General features: G+C 71.8%; 12 protein-coding genes. All 12 read left to right on the top strand.

The annotated features are described in order from the left end of the window. Window positions 1–448: 448 nt before the first annotated feature. A complete protein-coding gene (locus tag BKH20_RS09895) occupies window positions 449–1,534 on the top strand; it encodes a thiamine ABC transporter substrate-binding protein (protein WP_075390925.1) in 1,086 nt (361 codons plus the stop codon). Continuing rightward, window positions 1,531–3,537, top strand: coding sequence for an ABC transporter permease (locus BKH20_RS09890; protein ID WP_346477292.1), 2,007 nt, complete (start codon window positions 1,531–1,533; stop codon window positions 3,535–3,537). The genes BKH20_RS09895 and BKH20_RS09890 overlap by 4 nt, the downstream gene beginning before the upstream one ends. After that, the gene (locus tag BKH20_RS09885; RefSeq protein WP_075390924.1) at window positions 3,534–4,694 is read left to right on the top strand and encodes an ABC transporter ATP-binding protein; all 1,161 of its coding nucleotides are present in this window, start codon (window positions 3,534–3,536) and stop codon (window positions 4,692–4,694) included. Before BKH20_RS09890 ends, BKH20_RS09885 begins: the two co-directional genes overlap by 4 nt. A gap of 212 nt (window positions 4,695–4,906) precedes the next feature. Beyond that, complete coding sequence (locus tag BKH20_RS09880; RefSeq protein ID WP_075390923.1) at window positions 4,907–5,953, top strand: ABC transporter permease; 1,047 nt, start codon at window positions 4,907–4,909, stop codon at window positions 5,951–5,953. Beyond that, window positions 5,950–6,936 (top strand): ABC transporter permease, encoded by a 987-nt coding sequence (locus BKH20_RS09875; protein ID WP_075390922.1) that lies wholly within the window; start codon window positions 5,950–5,952, stop codon window positions 6,934–6,936. Before BKH20_RS09880 ends, BKH20_RS09875 begins: the two co-directional genes overlap by 4 nt. Before the next feature lie 103 nt (window positions 6,937–7,039). After that, window positions 7,040–8,716 (top strand): ABC transporter substrate-binding protein, encoded by a 1,677-nt coding sequence (locus tag BKH20_RS09870; RefSeq protein WP_075390921.1) that lies wholly within the window; start codon window positions 7,040–7,042, stop codon window positions 8,714–8,716. After that, on the top strand, window positions 8,713–10,674 hold the full coding sequence (locus tag BKH20_RS09865; protein ID WP_075390920.1) for an ATP-binding cassette domain-containing protein: 1,962 nt from the start codon (window positions 8,713–8,715) through the stop codon (window positions 10,672–10,674). Before BKH20_RS09870 ends, BKH20_RS09865 begins: the two co-directional genes overlap by 4 nt. 315 nt (window positions 10,675–10,989) lie before the next feature. Further along, window positions 10,990–14,643, top strand: a complete 3,654-nt coding sequence (locus BKH20_RS09860; RefSeq protein WP_256693134.1) for a DUF3320 domain-containing protein — start codon at window positions 10,990–10,992, stop codon at window positions 14,641–14,643. Between the two features lie 521 nt (window positions 14,644–15,164). Continuing rightward, window positions 15,165–16,220 carry a hypothetical protein gene (locus BKH20_RS09855; protein WP_070659301.1) on the top strand — a complete coding sequence of 352 codons (1,056 nt, stop codon included), beginning with the start codon at window positions 15,165–15,167 and terminating at the stop codon, window positions 16,218–16,220. Between the two features lie 159 nt (window positions 16,221–16,379). Further along, window positions 16,380–16,862, top strand: a complete 483-nt coding sequence (locus BKH20_RS09850) for a hypothetical protein (protein ID WP_075390918.1) — start codon at window positions 16,380–16,382, stop codon at window positions 16,860–16,862. Between the two features lie 124 nt (window positions 16,863–16,986). After that, the gene (locus BKH20_RS09845; RefSeq protein WP_075390917.1) at window positions 16,987–17,427 is read left to right on the top strand and encodes a YbjN domain-containing protein; all 441 of its coding nucleotides are present in this window, start codon (window positions 16,987–16,989) and stop codon (window positions 17,425–17,427) included. Further along, window positions 17,427–18,287, top strand: a complete 861-nt coding sequence (locus tag BKH20_RS09840) for a hypothetical protein (RefSeq protein ID WP_075390916.1) — start codon at window positions 17,427–17,429, stop codon at window positions 18,285–18,287. The genes BKH20_RS09845 and BKH20_RS09840 overlap by 1 nt, the downstream gene beginning before the upstream one ends. Window positions 18,288–18,381 lie beyond the last annotated feature (94 nt).

Below are 18,381 nucleotides of genomic sequence, written 5' to 3'. Positions count from 1 at the left end.
GCGCGCCCCGGCTCCTCCCTGGGGTGAGGTGACCGGGCCGGTCGTGTGCCGGCTGTCGACCCCACGCGTTCGTACCTTAGGTCGCGCGTTCGGGGGTTCAGGGTACGAACCGGAGGCCTACGGTACGAACTGGCGGCAGACGCCGGAACGCGCGGGAGGGCGATGCGGGCGGGGGCCGCGGCGAGGCTCGGGCGCGTGGCACGGGCCGGACGGGGTTGGTGTCAGCGGGCGCCCTCGAACTAGAGTCGACCTGCAACGACAGGGGAGCGCCCCGTCGTCGGCCCGGCCGCCACTGGCCGATGGGCCGACGCCGACGGCGCTGAGAGTGCGGAAGCCCGCAGACCCTCGAACCTGCTCCGGTTAGTACCGGCGAAGGAAGTCGAGACCATCTCCCCGGCGCGCCGCAGGTGGTCGCCGGGCCCTCCGGAGAACCATCCAGGAGGCACACATGAGTATCCAGTCCACCCGCCGCCCCGGCCGGCCCCACCCGGCCCTCAGCCGCCGCGCCCTGCTCGCCGGAACCGCCGCCGGCGCCGTCGGCCTGGGCCTGGCCGCCTGCGGCAAGGGCAAGAAAGCCGACTCCAAGACCGTCACCGTCGTCACCCACGACTCGTTCCACGTCTCGGAGGACCTCGTCAAGGCCTTCACCTCCGAGACCGGCTACACCCTCAAGGTCGCCACCTCCGGGGACGCCGGCGCCCTGGTCAACAAGCTCGTCCTGACCAAGGACGCGCCCCTGGGCGACGCCGTCTTCGGCATCGACAACACCTACGCCTCCCGCGCCCTCGACCAGGGTGTCATCGACACCTCCGCCACCGTCACCCCGCCCAAGGGCGCCGAGATCTACGTCGTCGCCGACACCCCGGCCCTGGCGCCCATCGACGTCGGCGACGTCTGCCTCAACATCGACACCGGCTACTTCACCGGCAAGGGCCTCACGCCCCCGGCCACTTTCGAGGACCTCACCAAGCCCGAGTACAAGGGCCTGCTCGTGGCCATCAACCCCACGAACTCCTCACCCGGCATGGCCTGGCTGCTGGCCACCATCGGCCACTTCGGCGCCGGCTCCTTCGCCGGCTACTGGAAGCAGCTCATGGCCAACGGCGCCCGGATCGCCGAGGACTGGAGCGCCGCCTACGAGACCGACTTCTCCGGCAGCGGCAAGGGCACCTACCCCATCGTCGTGTCCTACGCCTCCTCGCCCTCCTTCACGGTCTCCAAGGACAAGAGCTCCAGCTCCACCTCAGCCCTGCTCGACACCGCCTTCCGCCAGGTCGAGTACGCCGGGGTCCTCAAGGGCGCCGCCAACCCCGAGGGCGGCAAGGCCTTCGTGGAGTGGATGCTCTCCAAGGCCGTCCAGGAGGACATCCCCGGCCAGATGTACATGTACCCGGTCCTGCCCGACGCCGCCCTGCCCGAGGCCCTCACCAAGTTCGGGCCGCTGTCGAAGTCGCCGGTGAAGGTCGAGCCCAAGGAGATCACCACCTACCGCGAGGAGTGGCTGGGCACCTGGACCGAGGCCGTCGGCAAGTGAGCGCGCCGGGCGAGGAGACCGCCGCCGACGCTGCCGCGCGGCCCGACGCCGGAGCCTCCCGGAACGCTGAGCCCGTCGGCACGCGCCGCCGGGCCCGGGTGGTGGCCGGGGCGCAGCGCTCGGCGGATGGCTCGGGAGGCGGTCCGGTCCGGCCCGACGCCGGAGCCTCCCCGGTGACAGCGGCGTCGGCGCCGGGGGTGGGGCTGACGTCGGGGACGGCAGTCCGGCCGGCTGGGGGCGGCGCGGCGGCTGCCCGACGCGCCGGCGGCCCCCGGCCCGGCTGGGGTGAGCGGGTCGGCTGGACCCTGGCCGTCGTCGGCCCGCTGGCCTTCCTGGCGGTCTTCTTCGCCTGGCCCGTGGCCACGCTCATGGGTCGCGGCCTCGCCCCCGACGGTGCCCTGGACCTGAGCGGCTTCGGCGAGGTCCTGGCCCGCGAGCGCACTTGGCGGATCCTGGGACAGACCCTCACCCAGGCGGTACTGGGCACCGCCGTGTGCGTGGCCCTCGGCATCCCCGGTGCCCTCGTCCTCTACCGGCGCGCCTTCCCCGGCCGCGACCTGCTGCGCGGGGTGGTGACCGTGCCCTTCGTGCTGCCCAGCGTCGTCGTCGGCGTCGCCTTCCACGCCCTGGTCACCCGCGGCGGGCCCCTGGAGGCCCTGGACCTGGACGGGACCCTGACCGCGGTGGTGGCCGCGCTGGCCTTCTTCAACTACGGGCTCGTGGTGCGTACCGTGGGCACCATGTGGTCGCGGCTCGACCCGCGCGCCGTGGAGGCCGCCCGGGCGCTGGGGGCCTCGCCGATGCGAGCCTTCGCCACCGTCACCCTGCCCGCGCTGGCCCCCGCCATCGCCTCGGCCGCCTCCCTGACCTTCCTGTTCTGCGCCACCGCCTACGGGGTGGTGCTCGTGCTCGGCGGGGTGGGGATCGGCACCGTCGAAACCGAGATCTACCGGCTGACCACCCAGTACCTGGACCTGCGGGGCGCCGCCGTCCTGTCCGTGGTTCAGCTCGGCGTCATCGCCCTGGCCCTGTGGGTGGCCGAGCGGGCGCGCGCCGCCACCCAGACGCGCCTGCGCCTGCGCACCGAGGTTCCCGCCTCGCGGCTGCGGGCCGCCGACGCCCCCGCGCTCGCGGTCACTGCGGCCACGGTCGTAGGGCTGCTGGTGGCGCCGATGGCGGTGCTGGTGGCGCGCTCCCTGCAGCGCGACCGCGCCTGGACCCTGGCGAACTACACCGACCTGGGCTCGACCGGTGGGCGCAGCGCCCTGCTCGTGACCGTGTGGGAGGCGGCCGCCAACTCGGTGGCCGTGGCCGTGGCGGCGGCGGCCATCGCCCTGAGCCTGGGGGTGGCGGTGTGCCTGGTGGTCTCGCGCCGACCCCGCAGCCGGGCGCTGGCCCGGGTCATCGCCGGGCTCGACGCCGCTTTCATGCTGCCGCTGGGCGTTTCCGCCGTGACGGTCGGCTTCGGCTTCCTCATCACCCTGGCGCGCCCGCCGCTGGCCCTGACCCGCTCCTGGTGGATCCTGCCGCTGGCGCAGGCCGTGGTGGCGGTGCCGCTTGTGGTGCGCACCCTGCTGCCGGCGCTGCGCGCCATTGACCCGCGTCAGCGCGAGGCGGCCGCCGCCCTGGGGGCCGGGCCCGGCCGGGTGCTGGCGACCGTGGACGGGCCCCAGCTGCTGCGCGCCGGCGGGCTGGCGGCCGGCTTCGCGCTGGCGACGTCGCTGGGGGAGTTCGGGGCGACGTCGTTCCTGGCCCGCCCCCAGGAGCCGACCCTGCCGGTGGTCGTCTACCGGCTCATCGGCAGCCCCGGCTCCCAGAACCAGGGGATGGCGCTGGCCGGGGGCGTGGTTCTGGCGGTGGGCAGCGCCGCCGTCATGCTCGGCTGCGAGTGGCTCCAGACCCGGCTCGGCCCTGGGCGGGGCGGGAGCGCGGGCGCGACGGGTGGAAGCAACGAGGCGGCTCGGGTGCGCGGGCCCAGGACGGACGGAGGCGAGCGGCCATGAGCCCTACTGCCAGTGACACCAGTGCTTCGACGGGCCTGTCCGTGCGCGGGCTCGCCGTGACCTACGGGGACCTGCGCGCCGTCGACGGCGTCGACCTGGAGGTGGCCGCCGGGGAGGTCGTCGCCCTCCTGGGGGCCTCCGGCTCGGGCAAGTCCTCCCTGCTGCGGGCGGTGGCCGGCCTGGAGGACGTGGCCGCCGGCGAGGTCGCCTGGGGCGGGCGGAGCATGGTGCGCGTGCCCGTCCACAAGCGCGGCTTTGGCCTCATGTTCCAGGACGGCCAGCTCTTCGAGCACCGCGACGTCGGCAGCAACATCGCCTACGGGCTCACCGGCCTGCCGCGTGCCCAGCGGGGCGAGCGCGTGCGCGAGATGCTCGAGCTCGTCGGCCTGCCCGGCTTCGAGCGGCGGCGTGTGACAACCCTGTCCGGTGGGCAGGCCCAGCGGGTGGCCCTGGCCCGGGCGCTGGCCCCGGCGCCGAGGCTGCTGCTGCTCGACGAGCCCCTGTCCGCCCTGGACCGGGCCCTGCGCGAGCAGCTGGCCACCGACGTGCGCACCATCCTGCGCCAGGGCGGTACGACGGCGCTCTATGTCACCCACGACCAGGACGAGGCCATGACCGTGGCCGACCGGGTCGGCGTCATGGAGGGCGGCCGCCTCCTGCGCCTGAACACCCCCCAGCGCTTGTGGGCCGACCCCGGAAGCAGCAAGGTGGCGCGGTTCCTGGGATTCGACGTCGTCGGCGACTTTGCCCTCGCGCCTGGCGCGCTGCGCGTGGTGGAGGCCGCGGCGGGGGAACCGGGGGAGCGGGGCGGGTCCGCGCAGGCGGAGACACCGGCGGCACCGGAGACACCGGGGACGCTGCCGGCCACTCTGCCGGCCACTGTGCTGGCCTCGCGGCTGCGTCGCGGTCAGTGGGAGGTGGAGGTCGAGCTCGACCCCGAGCGGCTCGCAGGCCTGGCGGGACCGGACGGGTTGGCCGGATTGGCCGGGCCGGACGGGCCGGACGGGCTGGCTGAGCCGTCCGGCGTCGGGGCGGACGTCCCGGCTGAGCGTGAGCCGGCCCGTGCTACCCGTGCTACCGCCCTGACCCGGTGCCCCCACGCCCCCGGGACGCGCATCGCCCTGAGCCTCGACCCCGCCCGCACCGCCCGCCTCTAGGGTCACCGGCCGGCCGTACCTCGATGCACCGGCCCAGGTGACCGAGACGACTTTCGCGATTCGGCAGGCTTCCTGCTACTGTCGGCTCGTCATCTTCCGGTGCCTCTCAGGAGAACATCATGGCCAAGCGAATGTGGAGCTGTTGCTGTCGCTGACGACAGCCCACGCCCCATTCGTTGAGCGCCTGCTCCTAACACCTGTGAGGTGCCCCCGTGCACTCGTCCACCCAGGACACCCCTGCCTCCACCAGCGCTACTAGCCCCCTCGAGACCGCTGACCCTGCCGACGCCACCGTCGAAGTCGCTGCCGAGGCCTCTGCCTCAGACGCCGCGTCGCCCACCGCCGACCGCGCCTTCCACGAGCGCCCCGGCGGCTCCCACCAGGTATGGCGCCGCCTGGCCGCCGACCGCTGGGCCCTAGCCGGAGGCGCCGTCGTCATCGCGACCACCCTCGTGGCCCTCCTGGCCCCCTGGATCACCCGGGCCCTCGGCGTGGACCCCTACACCTACCACCTCGACCTGCTCACGCCTTCCGGCATCCCCGCCGGCCGCCTCGGGGGCATCAGCGTCGCTCACCCCTTCGGCGTCGAGCCCCAGACGGGGCGAGACCTGTTCGCCGTCGTCGTGGAGGGAACCCGCACCTCCTTCTCCATCGGCATGGGAGCCACCGTTCTGTCAATGCTCATCGCCATCAGCCTGGGGCTGAGCGCCGGCTACCTGGGCGGCTGGTGGGACGCCATCGTCTCGCGCCTGACCGACATCACCCTCGGCTTTCCCCACCTGGTCTTCATGATCGCCATCTCCGCGATCATCCCCGCCACCGCCCCGCGCGTACCGGTCATGATCCTCATCATCGGGATCCTCGGCTGGCCCTCGACCGCACGCGTCCTGCGCTCGCGGACCATGGCCGTGCGCGCCCGAACCTTCGTGGGGGCCTCGCGCGCCATGGGCGCCGGTGGCCTGCACATCATGACCACTCAGGTCCTGCCCAACCTCGTGGCCACCATCATCGTGCTCACCACCATCTCCATCCCCGGCAAGATCACGGCCGAGGCCGCCCTGTCCTTCCTCGGGGTGGGCGTGCCCCCGCCGACACCGTCCTGGGGCCGCTCCATCGGCTCGGCCATCACCTGGGTCGCCACCGACCCCTGGTACCTCGTCTTCCCCGGCGCCGCCCTGTTCCTGGTGACCCTGGCCTTCAACCTCTTCGGCGATGGCCTGCGCGACGCCCTCGACCCCAGGACCGGTGAGCACCGATGAACCGCCTGCACTTCCTCAGCCTCAGGCTCGTCCGCACCGTGGCGACCCTCGTCATCATCGTCTTCATCACCTTCGCCATCTTCTCCCTGTGGCCCTCCGACCCGGCCACTCTGGCCTGCGGCCGGCCCTGCACCCCGGAGAACCTCGAGCGTGCCCGCGCCTTCATGGGGTACGACCTGCCCTGGTACACCCAGTTCTGGCACTACCTCCAGGGCATCGTCGGGGGGCGCACCTTCGGTGAGGGCTCCGGCGCCATCGTCTGCGCCTCCCCCTGCCTGGGCTACTCCTTCCGCCTGTCGACGCCGGTCAGCGAGCTCGTGGCCAGCCGACTGCCCGTGACCGCCTCGATCGCCGTGGGCGCCGCCGTCCTGTGGCTGGCCATCGGCGTGGGCGCCGGCGTCGTCTCCGCACTCAGACGCGGCTCGCGCCTGGACCGCACCATCATGACCGGAACGGTCCTGGGCATCTCCTCACCCGCCTACCTTGTGGGGCTGCTGGGCATCCTCCTGTTCGGCTTCACCCTCGACATGGTGCCGGTCTCCGGCTACGTCCCCTTCGCCGACAGCCCCCTGGACTGGGCCTGGCACCTCATCCTGCCCTGGTGCGTCCTCGCCCTTATCTCCGCGGCCGTCTACGCCCGCATGGTGCGCGGCGAGATGCTGGAGAACCTCGGCGAGGACTACGTGCGCACCGCCCGCGCCGTCGGCCTGCCCGAGCGCCGCGTCGTCGGCCGCCACGTGATGCGCAACATCTCCCTGCCGGTGGTCACCTACTTCGCCCTCGACCTGGGGGGCCTGCTGGGTGGCGCGGTCATCACCGAACGCGTCTTCTCCATGCAGGGCCTGGGCGCCCTCCTCATGGATGCCGTCGGCACCTCCGACGTCCCCGTCGTCATGGGAGTCACGCTGGTCGCCGCGGCCTTCGTCGTCGTCGCCAACCTTGTGGCCGACACCGTCGCCACCCTCATCGACCCCCGCCTCTGACCGGCCTGCCCAAGGCCCTCCCCGCCACTCCTCCGGCGCCGACGGCGTCGGGACCCCGATCGGCGACCCACCACGGGCCGACCGCAGCACAGGAAGGACACCCATGTCTCACCCCCACCGCACCCTCATCGCCTCTCGCCGCGCCTTCCTGGCCGGAACCGGCATGACCGTCCTGACTGCGCTGACCCTGGCCGCCTGCGGGGCCAACTCACGCTCGTCGTCAAGCGCCTCGGCCAGCGCCAAGGCCGGCGGCAACCTCATCGTCCTGACCTCGGCCACCGACGTCGGCTGGGACCCCGCCAAGAGCCAGTCGATGCCCATGACCTCCCTCGGCCTGGTCCACCGGCGTCTGACCACCTGGAAGCTGGCCCCCGGAAAGCCCGTCGAGCTCGCCCCTGACCTGGCCACCGACACCGGCAAGGCCTCCGACGACGGCCGGACCTGGACCTTCACCCTCAAGAAGGGCCTCAAGCTCTCCGACGGCTCGGCCATCACCTCGGCCCACATCAAGCACGGCGTCGAGCGCTCCTTCGCGCCGGCCCTCTCCGGGGGCCTGGGTTACCACAAGTCCCTCCTGGCCGGCGCCGAGGGCTACCAGGGCCCGTACTCCGGCGCCCACCTGAGCTCGATCGAGACCCCCGACGAGTCCACCATCGTCTTCCACCTGGCGCGCGCCTTCGGCGACTGGCCCTGGATCGTCGCCCAGCCGGCCTTCGCCCCGGTGCCCGAGGGCGACGACCCCGCCACCTACTCCCACGCCCCCATCGCCTCGGGGCCCTACCAGATCGACCAGTACAAGCAGGGCTCCTCCATCACCCTCAAGCGCAACCCGCACTGGTCCAAGGACACCGACAGCATCCGCCTGGCCCTGCCCGACACCTTCACCTTCTCACTCGGCCAGGACGAGACCACCTCCGCTCAGCGGCTCATCGCCGACTCCGGCGAGGACCGCAACGCCTTCGGCGCCGACCGCGTCTCGGCCGCCCAGCTCGCCCAGGTTTCGGCCAACAAGAGCGCCAAGTCCCGCCTGGCCACCACGCCCGAGGGCGGGCCGCTGGCCTTCCTGGCCATCAACGTCCAGCGCGTCAGCGACGTCAACGTGCGCAAGGCCATCGCCCACGCGGTCGACAAGGCCGCCGTCGTCGCCGCCCTGGGTGGGGAGCTCGGTGCCCAGGCCGCCTCCACCTACATCACCCCGGGGATCCCCGGCCGTCAGAGCTACGACCTCTATCCCCACGACGCCGCCAAGGCCAAGGAGCTCCTGACCGGCAAGACCGTGCCGACCCTGGTCCTGCTCACCGACAACGGCGCCGCCTCCAAGGCGATGGCCGAGGCCGTGGGCCAGTCCCTCAAGGAGGTGGGCCTGAAGGTCACCATCGAGCCGGTTGAGCCCGACACCTTCACCGAGCGCGCCACCAAGGGCGATGGCTCCACCTACGACCTGGCGATCGCCAACTGGAACCCGGACTACCCCTCCGCCAACGCCAACATCCAGCCCTTGTTCGCCTCCTCCGAGATCGGCTCGGGCGGCTCCAACTACGCCCGCTACTCCAACGCGGAGGTCGACGCTGCCATCGCCCAGGCCCAGGCCAACCTCGACGCCAAGGCCGCGCAGGCCCAGTGGGCGGCCCTGGACCGCAAGATCGCCGAGGAGGTGCCCGTGGTGCCCCTGGCCTACCGGCGCAACTCCTTCCTGCACGGCTCGGGCGTGGCCGGGTTCTTCGTCGAGTCCTACCCCGCCTACCCCAGCTACCAGGTGGTCGGAGTGAGCGCCTCATGAGCCGGCCGACCCGGGGCGCCCACGCGCAGTCCACCGACGTACCGGGCGCCGACGACGCGGCGCTGAGCCTGCGCGGCTTCGGCGTCACCTTCGCCGGCTCCGAAGCTCCCGCCTCCACCGGGATCGACCTGGACCTTCGGCCCGGCCGCGTCCAGGCCCTCGTCGGAGAGTCCGGCTCCGGGAAGTCGGTGACCGCCCTGGGCGCCCTGGGTCTGCTCCCTCCCACCGCCACCGTCACCGGCTCGGCGCGCGTCATCGACCCCGGCCCGGTCCGCGAGGCCGGCCGGGACGGCGGAGAGCCCGGGACCGCGGAGGCCGTCGAGCTCGTGGGGGCCTCGCGCCCGGTGCTCGACGACGTGCGTGGACGCCTCGTCGGCACGATCTTCCAGGAGCCGACCACGGCCCTGGACCCGCTGGAGACCATCGCCTTCCAGATCGGGGAGGCCGTGCGTGCCCACCCCGACGCCTTCCGGCGGGCCCACGCGAGCGCCGGATCGGATGCCGGCCCTCAGACCGGTGGCGGGGGCCGACGGCGACCCGGCCGACCAGGAGGGTTAGGCCGGTCAGGCCGGCTCAGCCGCGCCGAGGTCGACGCCCGGGTGCGTGAGCTGCTCGCCCGAGTGGGGCTGGGCGGCGGCGGTACAGGTGGGAAGGACAGTGCTGACAGCGCTGACAGTGCCGCCGGTGCCGATGGTGAAGTGCTCGAGCGCATCGCCCGCTCCTACCCCCACCAGCTCTCCGGCGGCCAGCTCCAGCGCGCCTGCATCGCCCTGGCCATGGCCTGCGACCCGCCGGTCCTCATCGCCGACGAGCCCACCACCGCGCTCGACGTCACCGTCCAGGCGGGGATCCTCGACCTGCTGCGCTCCCTGACCCGGGACGAGGGCGTGGCGGTCCTCCTCATCACCCACGACATGGCCGTCGTCGCCGATGTGGCCGACGACGTCGCCGTCATGCGCCGCGGACGCATCGTCGAGCGTGCAGCCGTGCGCGAGATCTTCCGCAAGCCCAGGCACGAGTACACCCGCGAGCTGCTCGCCGCCGTGCCCCGCCTGGACTCCCTGCGCCAGGAGGACCCCTTCGCCGCGGTCGCTCGCGAGTCCGAGGCGCCGGCCAAGGGAGCGGCCGAGCCCGTCGTCGCCGTTGAGGGACTGAACGTCGTGTACCGCAACGGGCGCCGCACACTCCACGCCGTGCGCGACGCCTCACTGACGATCGCGCCGGGCGAGGTCCTGGGGCTGGTGGGCGAGTCCGGATCGGGCAAGTCGACGATCGCCGGGACCCTCACGGGGCTGGTGCCCATCGCCTCGGGCAGTGTGCGCATCGACGGCGTCGAGGTGGCCGGGGCCCGGCGCCGCGACCTGCTGCCCGTGCGCCGCTCGACGGGAGTCGTCTACCAGAACCCGGCCTCCTCCCTCAATCCGCGGCGCACCGTGGGAGCCTCGATTGCCGAGCCCATGCTCATCCACGGCGGCTTCGACTCCCCGGCCAGACGGGCGCGCGTGCGCGAGCTGCTGGAGGCGGTGCGCCTGCCGGCCGCCATGGCCGAGCGCTACCCCCACGAGATGAGCGGTGGCCAGCGCCAGCGGGTGGCGATCGCCCGCGCCTTGGCCCTGGACCCGCGCCTGGTCATCGCCGACGAACCCACCAGCGCCCTGGACGTCTCCGTTCAGGCCGTGGTCCTGGACCTGCTGCGCGCCCTGCAGGCCGAGCTGGGGTTCGCCTGCCTGTTCGTCTCTCACGACCTGGCCGTCGTCGATTCCATCGCCGCGCGCACGGTGGTGCTCAACGAGGGCCGAGTCGTGGAGTCCGGGCCCACGGAGCAGGTGCTCGCCCGCCCGCGCGAGGACTACACCCGGCGCCTGGTCATGGCAGTGCCCGTGCCCGATCCGGCCGTGCAGGCCGCCCGCCGCGAGCGTCGTCGAGCCCTCAAGGCTGTGGAGGGCGTGCACGCGTAGCCGCCGGCCCCGCCGTCGCGTTCGTACCTTAAGCCGCCCGTTCGGGGGTTAAGGGTACGAACCGGAGACCTACCCTACGAACACGCGGGGGAGGGGCTCTTCGGAGGAATGGTCTGTTCCTTTCAGGGACCGTTGTAATCTGCGCTTGTCGGCCGGAGCAATCCCTATCCCCTGCCCGCAGCGGCCGTCCACCGGCGGCCATCGGCGTCCCTCAACGACAGGCTCGTGGTGTGCGGGGCGTCCGAGCCGGCCCAGCCGAGTCGGGCGAGCGGGATGACGCCCATCCCTTCACCACCCATGAACCGCATGAACTCCATGACCTCTGACAACCTGCCCGTTTCCAAGGCGCCCACACCGGTCCAAAACTGGCAGAAGAGCCTGCTCGACCTCTCCCTGCGCAACCCCCTCATCAATCGCACCTCTCGCCACGCCGTGGAGCTGCGCGTCCCGCCGGCGCTCATCGGCGAGTTCGAGGATCTTGTTAATGACAAGGAGTACATCACCCTCGCCGCGGGGCGATACCGGCCCGCTGGGCTGTCCGACGACGACCTTCAGCAGGAGCAGATCCGAGCGGAATCACTCCTGCAGGAACGAACCGTCGAGGTCGAGCTGGCACCCAAGGAGCGTGTGCAGCGCCTCCAGGCCCTGGCCACCAGCGCCCGTACCGCCGTCGAGGAGACCGGCGCCAACAATCTTTACCTGGCCATCGGCACCCTCCATTGGGACAGTGACGGCAGCCGCCTGCACTCCCCGCTCATCCTCATTCCGGTCAACCTCGAGCGGATCGGCGACGACTTCAGGCTTATCCTCGACGAGACCGGCGCCTCCACACCCAACTACTCCTTCCTCGACCGTTTCGCGCGGGACACCGGTATCGAGCTCACCGAGCTGAGGAGCCCGAAGCTCGACGAGCACGGCATCGACCTTCGAGCCACTCTCGATAACGTGCGCGACCATCTGCGACGTGCCGGCTGGGACGACGTCGTCACCCCCACGGTCCACCTGGGACTGTTCCGTTTCTCCACCTACCGGATGTGGAAGGACCTCGAGGACCACTGGCCGACGATCTCCGCCAACCCTCTCGTCGCCCACCTCATGGCCGGAGGGCACCACAACTTCGTGGACCCGGCTGGGCCGGCTCACACGGATCTCGATATCGACGAGGCGACCCAGGACCTGCCCCTGGCCGCGGACTCCGCTCAGGCCCGAATCGTGGCCGACGCCGTCGCCGGGCGCAGCCTCGTCGTCGAGGGGCCGCCCGGAACGGGAAAGTCCCAGACCGTCTCCAACCTCATCTTCCGGGCACTGGCCACGGGGCGGACCATCATGTTCGTCGCCGAGAAGAAGTCAGCCCTCGACGTCGTCGCTCGGCGCCTGCGCGAGGAGACCGGCATCGGGGACCTGCTGCTCAACCTGCACGACAACGGAATGAAGCCGACCGAGGTTCGTCGGGCACTGCGCCGCGCCCTGGCCCTGCGGCGAGGAGAGCCCGGAGACGGCGCCGGGTCCGAGGTCGGCGCCGGTGAAGTGGCTGAGCGCTCTAACCCGACTGTGCTGCGCTCCGAGCTGGCCGGGATCCGCGCCGAGCTCGACACCTACCGTCGAGGCCTGTACGAGCCGGCGCCGGCTGGCCCGTCCTATAGCGGGCTCCGAGAGATACTTGCCCAGCTCGGGGGCTCTGAGGACTCCGCCGATTCTATGGCCGCCCAAGCCGCCCTGGAGGAGCGGGCCCGCGCCACCGGCCTGGACGCCTTCGACGCCGCCGCCCACAACCGGCTCATCGACCGCTACCGCAGCACTCTCCAAGAGCTGCGGGCAGCCCTCACCCCCGAACTGCTCGACGTCGTCCTGGCCCACCGCGACCAGGTCCTTCAGGGCGCCGCCGCCCGCGCCGAGGCACTGCGCCGCGAGCTCAACCGCCGTCGCAGCGCCATGAGTGTGCGCGAGCTGATCCGCACCTACGGCGACCTCATCACCGCCCTGACTCCCTGCCTGCTCGTCTCGCCCGACTCGGTGGCCCGGTTCTTCCCGGCCGACCGCCGCTACGTGGACATTGTCGTCTTCGATGAGGCCTCCCAGATCCGGGTGGCCGATGCCGTGGGTGCCATGGGGCGCGGCCGCAGCGTGGTCGTGGTCGGTGACCCCAAGCAGATGCCCCCCACCCCCGCTGCCGGCGAGACACGAGGGGAGCAGGCGGCCGAGGCCGACTCCATCCTCACCCGGTGCCTGGACAGTGGTCTGCTTCAGCGCCGTCTCACCTGGCACTACCGCAGCCGGGACGAGTCCCTCGTCGCCTTCTCCAACCGCCACTACTACGACAGCAAGCTGCTCACCTTCCCGAGCCCGCTGACCATGGCCGCCGGTTCTGATGACGGCCCCGGTGGGCACGGCATCTCACTGCGGCGGGTTCGCGGCCGCTACTTCCGGCCCGAGGACAGGGCTCGGCACCCCAGTGCTTCTCCCAACACCAATCCGCACGAGGCTCAACGCGTCGTGGAGGAGGTGCTCCGGCACGTCGAGGCATCCCCCGAGCGCTTGCCCTCGCTGGGCGTCATCACCTTCAACGACCGCCAGCGAGACCTCATCGAGAACAGGCTGCGCAAGGCCGCATCGCCGCGAGTTATTGAGGCCCTCGGCGCCCGCGACGGCCTGTTCGTCAGAAACCTGGAGAACGTCCAGGGTGAGGAGCGCGACACGATCCTGTTCTCAGCGACCTTCGCCGCCAACGCGCACGGTGACCTGCCGCTGAACTTCGGGGTGCTCAACCATGCCGGAGGCGAGCGTCGCCTCAACGTGGCCATCACTCGGGCCCGCAGGCAGATCATCATCTTCACCAGCTTCGACCCCCAGGACCTGCACGCCGAGCGCACGGCCCACCGAGGAGTCAAGGACCTGCGCGCCTACCTCCACCAGGCCGCCGAGGGACGGGCCCCACGGGCCCTGCCGGCCTCGCAGAGCCCCCTTAACTGGCACCGGCGTGAGATCGCCGAGGCGCTGGACGCTGCCGGGCTCGTGGTCCACACCGGCGTCGGTCACTCCACCTTCGAGATCGACCTCGTGCTGGCACGTGCCGACCAGCCAGAGCTCCCCACCGTGGCCGTCATGCTCGACGGGCCGCAGTGGAACAAACGAGAGGGCGTCGTCGAGCGCGACCTGCTGCCGGTCGAGGTCCTGCACACCATGGGCTGGCAGCGGGTCGAGCGGGTCTGGATGCCCGAATGGGTGGCAGACCCGAAGGCCGTCGTCGCTCGACTCGTCACGGCAGCCGGCGGCCACTGGGCGCCGCCGACGCCGTCAACAACCGTGCTCGAATCGGGGCAGGCTGCCCGTGCTGAGGACGCTGCGTCGCTGACCGACGACGACTCGAAGGCTGATGCCCGGGGCGCCACCGACGTGGGCGGCGAGGCGCCGGTTCCTGCTTCCGGCCCGCGTGCCCCTGGCGAGGAGTACACCGCTTGGACCCCGGCGGGTGTGCGCCCCCTGGAGATCCTCGACCGAGCCGGTACTGACCCTGAGGCCAGGAAGGTGCTTGTCGAGGTCGCCACTGCCATCTGCCAGGTCGAGGCCCCGATCTCCAAGCATCGGCTCTACGTCAAGATCTCCCGCGCCTTCGGACTGTCGCGAACCGTCAAATCACGCGAGGAGTCGATCCGGGCGGCCCTGGGGGAGGCCTTCGCCTACTTCGACGAGGACGGCTTCGTGTGGGCCTGCCGGGACGACGCGCTCGCGGCTCCGACCTACCGTCGTAACGCCTTGGACCATGTGGGGTCCATCCAGGAGATCCATCCCCGCGAGCTGGTGGGGCTCATGGCCCAGGCGCGTGCCAAGAACCCGGAGTGGGCCTCCCAGGAAGACCTGTTCAGGTGGGCGCTCAAGCGTCTGAGTGCGAAGAACCGCAGTCTTGGAGCGCGTGGGGTGGCGGAGGCTCTCACCAAGGCCCTCAAGGACGTGGAGGGCGTGCGCGCGTAGCCGCCGGCCCCGCCGTCGCGTTCGTACCTTATGCCTCGCGTTCGGGGGTTAAGGGTACGAACCGGCGACCTACCCTACGAACACGCGGTTCAAGGGCCGTTGGGCCACCCGCGGGTCACAGAAAGGTCTCGTCGCAGGCTCCGGCCAGCCGGATCACACCTGCAGCGACATCGTGATCCTTGTCACTTATCGGCGTTTCTCGGCTCGTTCCGACGTGGGTCACGCCAGGACTTTTCTCCTGCATGGCGCCGCCGTTGTGGGCGGACGAGAAGCCATGTCGTCGGAGGAATGGCAAGGGGGAGTCCTGCCCGGATGCTGAGCCTGGCGATGTCAAAAGATCACGAACAGGTCGCAGTTGAAGTCTCTAGTTGAGTAGCATCCGCAGTGCTGGCAGCCGTGGGCGTCTCTGTGCCGGGCTCGTGCGTCGGCGTGGTCGCCGGCCCCGGGTCGCGTGTCTACAGCCTCGGCAATCGGCGCCTTCCTCAGTGATAATCCCGATCCTCCACCGCAAGGAGCCTGACATGTCCGCCTACGTCCGCTACTACCGGCGGCTTCAGGCACTCACTCAGCGCCTGAGCACCTACCTGGACCGGTTGGAGGCTCGCGCCCGGGAGTTCGGCGTCAGCTCGGCCCGTACCGCGATGGAGATGCAGATCACCGATCCGGCCTCCGTCTCCGCCTTCCGCTCGGAGGTCGAGGCCCAGATCATGTTCCTGCACACCAAGGCCCAGAGGGTCTTCGCCAAGCACTTCGCCCCCTTCCTGGACATTGACGCCGACCTGTCCATCGACGAGGACCGTCAGCTCTCCGCCCGCCTCCAGGACGCGGCCAACCTCGTGGGCGGCTTCGAGGCGCGCCTGCGCAACATCATCGAGGAGGTCTTCGCCCCCGGCCGCGCCGAGCAGGCCCGCGAGGAGTGGAACCGGGCCATGACCGACTGGCGCCAGGCTCAGTTCTCCTTCACCTGCGACAAGTGCGGCGACCCGGTGCCGCTGCCCGAGCTCTACCACATGCCGGTGTTCATCACCTGCCCGCGCTGCAAGTCGCGCGTGGCCTTCCAGCCCACCGAGGCCATGGCGGCCGCGCCCACCTGGGCCAAGGAGGTCGCCAAGACCACCTGCTACGCCGAGTGGCAGAAGTCCGAGTCGGAGCAGGCCGCCGAGGAGGGGGTGGGCCTGGCCTTCTTCTACTACGTCGACTACGCCATCGCCCACTACCTCATGATGAACCGGCTGCTTCCCTTCTACGTGCGCTCCCAGGGCGGCCAGGAGGCTCTGCGCCGCGACGTGCGCAAGGCGCTGGAGACCCGCACCCACCAGCTGCGCCCCGACGAGGTCTCCCCCCAGTACCACGCCATGGAGTACGTCAACTTCATGGGAGGCCTGGGCCGCTCAGCCCAGATCCTGGGCCAGGAGGGCCTCGAGGACCGCCGCCAGCTCATCTTGCAGACGGTGCGCGACATCATGCGCCCCGACGAGCCCCTGGCCCGTTCCATCCTGGACAACACCTTCACCGAGGAGCTGTGGAGCCAGCAGGCCCACGCCGCCGACCAGCTCTCCTGCGAGGTGCCCCGCTAGCGTTCCCACCCGCCGTCCGCCCAGCCTGGCACTCGGGCGACCCGCAGACGGCTCGAGTCCGACGACGTGCCGCGACTCCTTCGCCGTCCCGTCGGCTTGTCAGTTCTTCGTCCCCCGTGCGGCCCGACGCCGTTCGGAACCGTTCCCGAAAGGACCACCATGGTCGGCTTCCGCAAGAAGTCCCAAGACAGCGCCTCCTTCTCCCGGTCATCCGGTGCCAGGGAGGACGGGAGAGTGGGGGCCGCCTCTGCGGGTGCCCCCCAGCGCACCCGCCCCGGGCGCAACGAGCCCACCGCACGCGCCGGCAAAGGACGACCCAGCCCGGCCGCCGGCCGCCGTGGTTACACGACCTCCGAGCAGATGGACTCGCGCTGCCTGACCCTGGCCGAGTCGGCCTCCGGTGTCCTGGGCCGCTCCCTGGACCAGGCGCTGGCACGACTCCCCGACGGTCCCGGCGCCCCCGGGGGTCCCGCCGGGCCGGCGGGCTCAGGGATTCCGGCTGCCGGGAGCCGACCCGACGCCGTCGGCGCCCCGCGCTCGACTAGGGGTCGGGGGGCCTCAACGGGTAGCGTGCGCAGCACACAGGTCGGCACCGGCCAGGTCGACACGGTCGCGGACATCGCCTCCGACATCGAGTTCTGACGGCCCGCCCTGCGTCACCGCCGGCCCCAGGCCGGATCATCAGCTGCGCGCCGCACGCCCCAGGCGGCGCCACCCGCACCGAATCCGCATCACGTCCCGCACCGGGAAGGAGGCGAGAGATCCCATGAGCGCCCAACCAGCTCTGACCCTTCAGCGGGTCGAGACCTGGCTGTCCCGGCACGGCATCACCGCCGGCCCCGAGGAGGACGGCGCCGTCTTCATGGGCTTCCCGGGCTGCGACATCGGCGTCTACCTGCACGACCAGGAGGCCGCCCTCGTCGTGGCCGGCATGTGGCGCGGGCGCCCGGCGGCCGAGCGCCTCGATGAGATGCGCGCCTTCATCGACGCCCAGCACCGTTCCACCTACGGTCCGGACCTGGCCGTCACCCCCGCCCACGACCCCGGCCGCCTCCTGCTGAGCACCCAGATGGTGGCCTACGTCGGCGCGGGTATGAGCCAGGCCCAGCTCGACGCCTTCATGGACATGGGCCTGGGCATGACCCTTGCCTTCTTCTCCACGCTGGAGGAGCGCTTCCCTGAGCTCGTCACCTGGGAGGAGGACTGATGGCCTGGTGGAATCAGCCGGAGGGGTCGGTGACCCCGACCGTGACTCTCAGGCGGCTCGCCGCCTGGCTGGCCGAGCGCGGCCACCGCTACGACCTTGACCTGTCCGAGGGGGTGGTGCGCTTCTCGGCGGCCGGGTTCGACTACGTGCTCATGGTGGTCGACCGCCGGATCCTCGCCGTGCGTGCCCACTACCAGCTCGCCGCCGACCTGCCGGGCTCCGCGGAGCTCTCGCGGGTGCGCGCCGTGGCCCAGGAGGTCTCCAGCGGCCGGCTCATCCCCGCCTTCTACACCGAGGTCGACGACGCCGGCCTGGGCCTGTGCGCCGAGGTCCTCACCAACATCGGGGTCGGGCTCGACGACGCCCAGCTGGCCGGCACCCTGGACTTCATCCTCGACGGCGTCGATACGGCCCTGCGCGAGGTCCTCGGTCTCCTGGCCGCCCAGGACGCCCCTGCCGACAGGCGGCCCGACGCCGGGTCGGAGGCTGAGAGCGCACCCGCGTCCCGGGCTGAGAGCGGGCCGGAGACCGAGGGCGAGACCCATGGCGACGGCGAGGGCGGCGGGGCGACCGTGATCGTCCTGCCTGAGGCGCCCCGGCCTGCCCAGGCCACCGGTGAACCCGCCGGCGGCGCCGGCGCTGCTGAGGCCGTGGGAGGAGAGCCCACGCACCTGAGCGCGCAGGCTCCTGTCGCCGCGATGACGGCCGGTATAACCGTCGGCGTGGCTGCCGACATGGCCGATGCGACAGTGGAGATGGCCGCCGTCGTCGACGGGCCGGCCCCCGGCGCTCCGGGTGATGCTGAGGGCGGAACCGGGGCTGAGACAACCGACACCCCCAAGCCCCTGCTCGTGTCCTAGCTCGCGCGGGTCTGACGAACCCGGCGCGGCGGCATCCGTTGGAAACACTGGAGTGGTGGGAGCCTGCGTCGGGGGTGGGCGGTCCTGGAGCCGG

This window comes from Actinomyces oris, assembly GCF_001937445.1.
GTDB lineage: Bacteria > Actinomycetota > Actinomycetes > Actinomycetales > Actinomycetaceae > Actinomyces > Actinomyces acetigenes.
The sequence above is the reverse complement of the archived record's forward strand: the minus strand, read 5'-3'. Positions and strand labels throughout refer to the sequence as shown.

What these genes read in the sequence shown, in the direction of transcription:
- BKH20_RS09895 (WP_075390925.1), top strand. Translation starts at nt 449, where the DNA reads ATGAGTATCCAGTCCACCCGCCGCCCCGGCCGGCCCCACCCGGCCCTC.
- BKH20_RS09885 (WP_075390924.1), top strand. Translation starts at nt 3,534, where the DNA reads ATGAGCCCTACTGCCAGTGACACCAGTGCTTCGACGGGCCTGTCCGTG.
- BKH20_RS09875 (WP_075390922.1), top strand. Translation starts at nt 5,950, where the DNA reads ATGAACCGCCTGCACTTCCTCAGCCTCAGGCTCGTCCGCACCGTGGCG.
- BKH20_RS09870 (WP_075390921.1), top strand. Translation starts at nt 7,040, where the DNA reads ATGTCTCACCCCCACCGCACCCTCATCGCCTCTCGCCGCGCCTTCCTG.
- BKH20_RS09865 (WP_075390920.1), top strand. Translation starts at nt 8,713, where the DNA reads ATGAGCCGGCCGACCCGGGGCGCCCACGCGCAGTCCACCGACGTACCG.
- BKH20_RS09860 (WP_256693134.1), top strand. Translation starts at nt 10,990, where the DNA reads ATGACCTCTGACAACCTGCCCGTTTCCAAGGCGCCCACACCGGTCCAA.
- BKH20_RS09855 (WP_070659301.1), top strand. Translation starts at nt 15,165, where the DNA reads ATGTCCGCCTACGTCCGCTACTACCGGCGGCTTCAGGCACTCACTCAG.
- BKH20_RS09850 (WP_075390918.1), top strand. Translation starts at nt 16,380, where the DNA reads ATGGTCGGCTTCCGCAAGAAGTCCCAAGACAGCGCCTCCTTCTCCCGG.
- BKH20_RS09845 (WP_075390917.1), top strand. Translation starts at nt 16,987, where the DNA reads ATGAGCGCCCAACCAGCTCTGACCCTTCAGCGGGTCGAGACCTGGCTG.
- BKH20_RS09840 (WP_075390916.1), top strand. Translation starts at nt 17,427, where the DNA reads ATGGCCTGGTGGAATCAGCCGGAGGGGTCGGTGACCCCGACCGTGACT.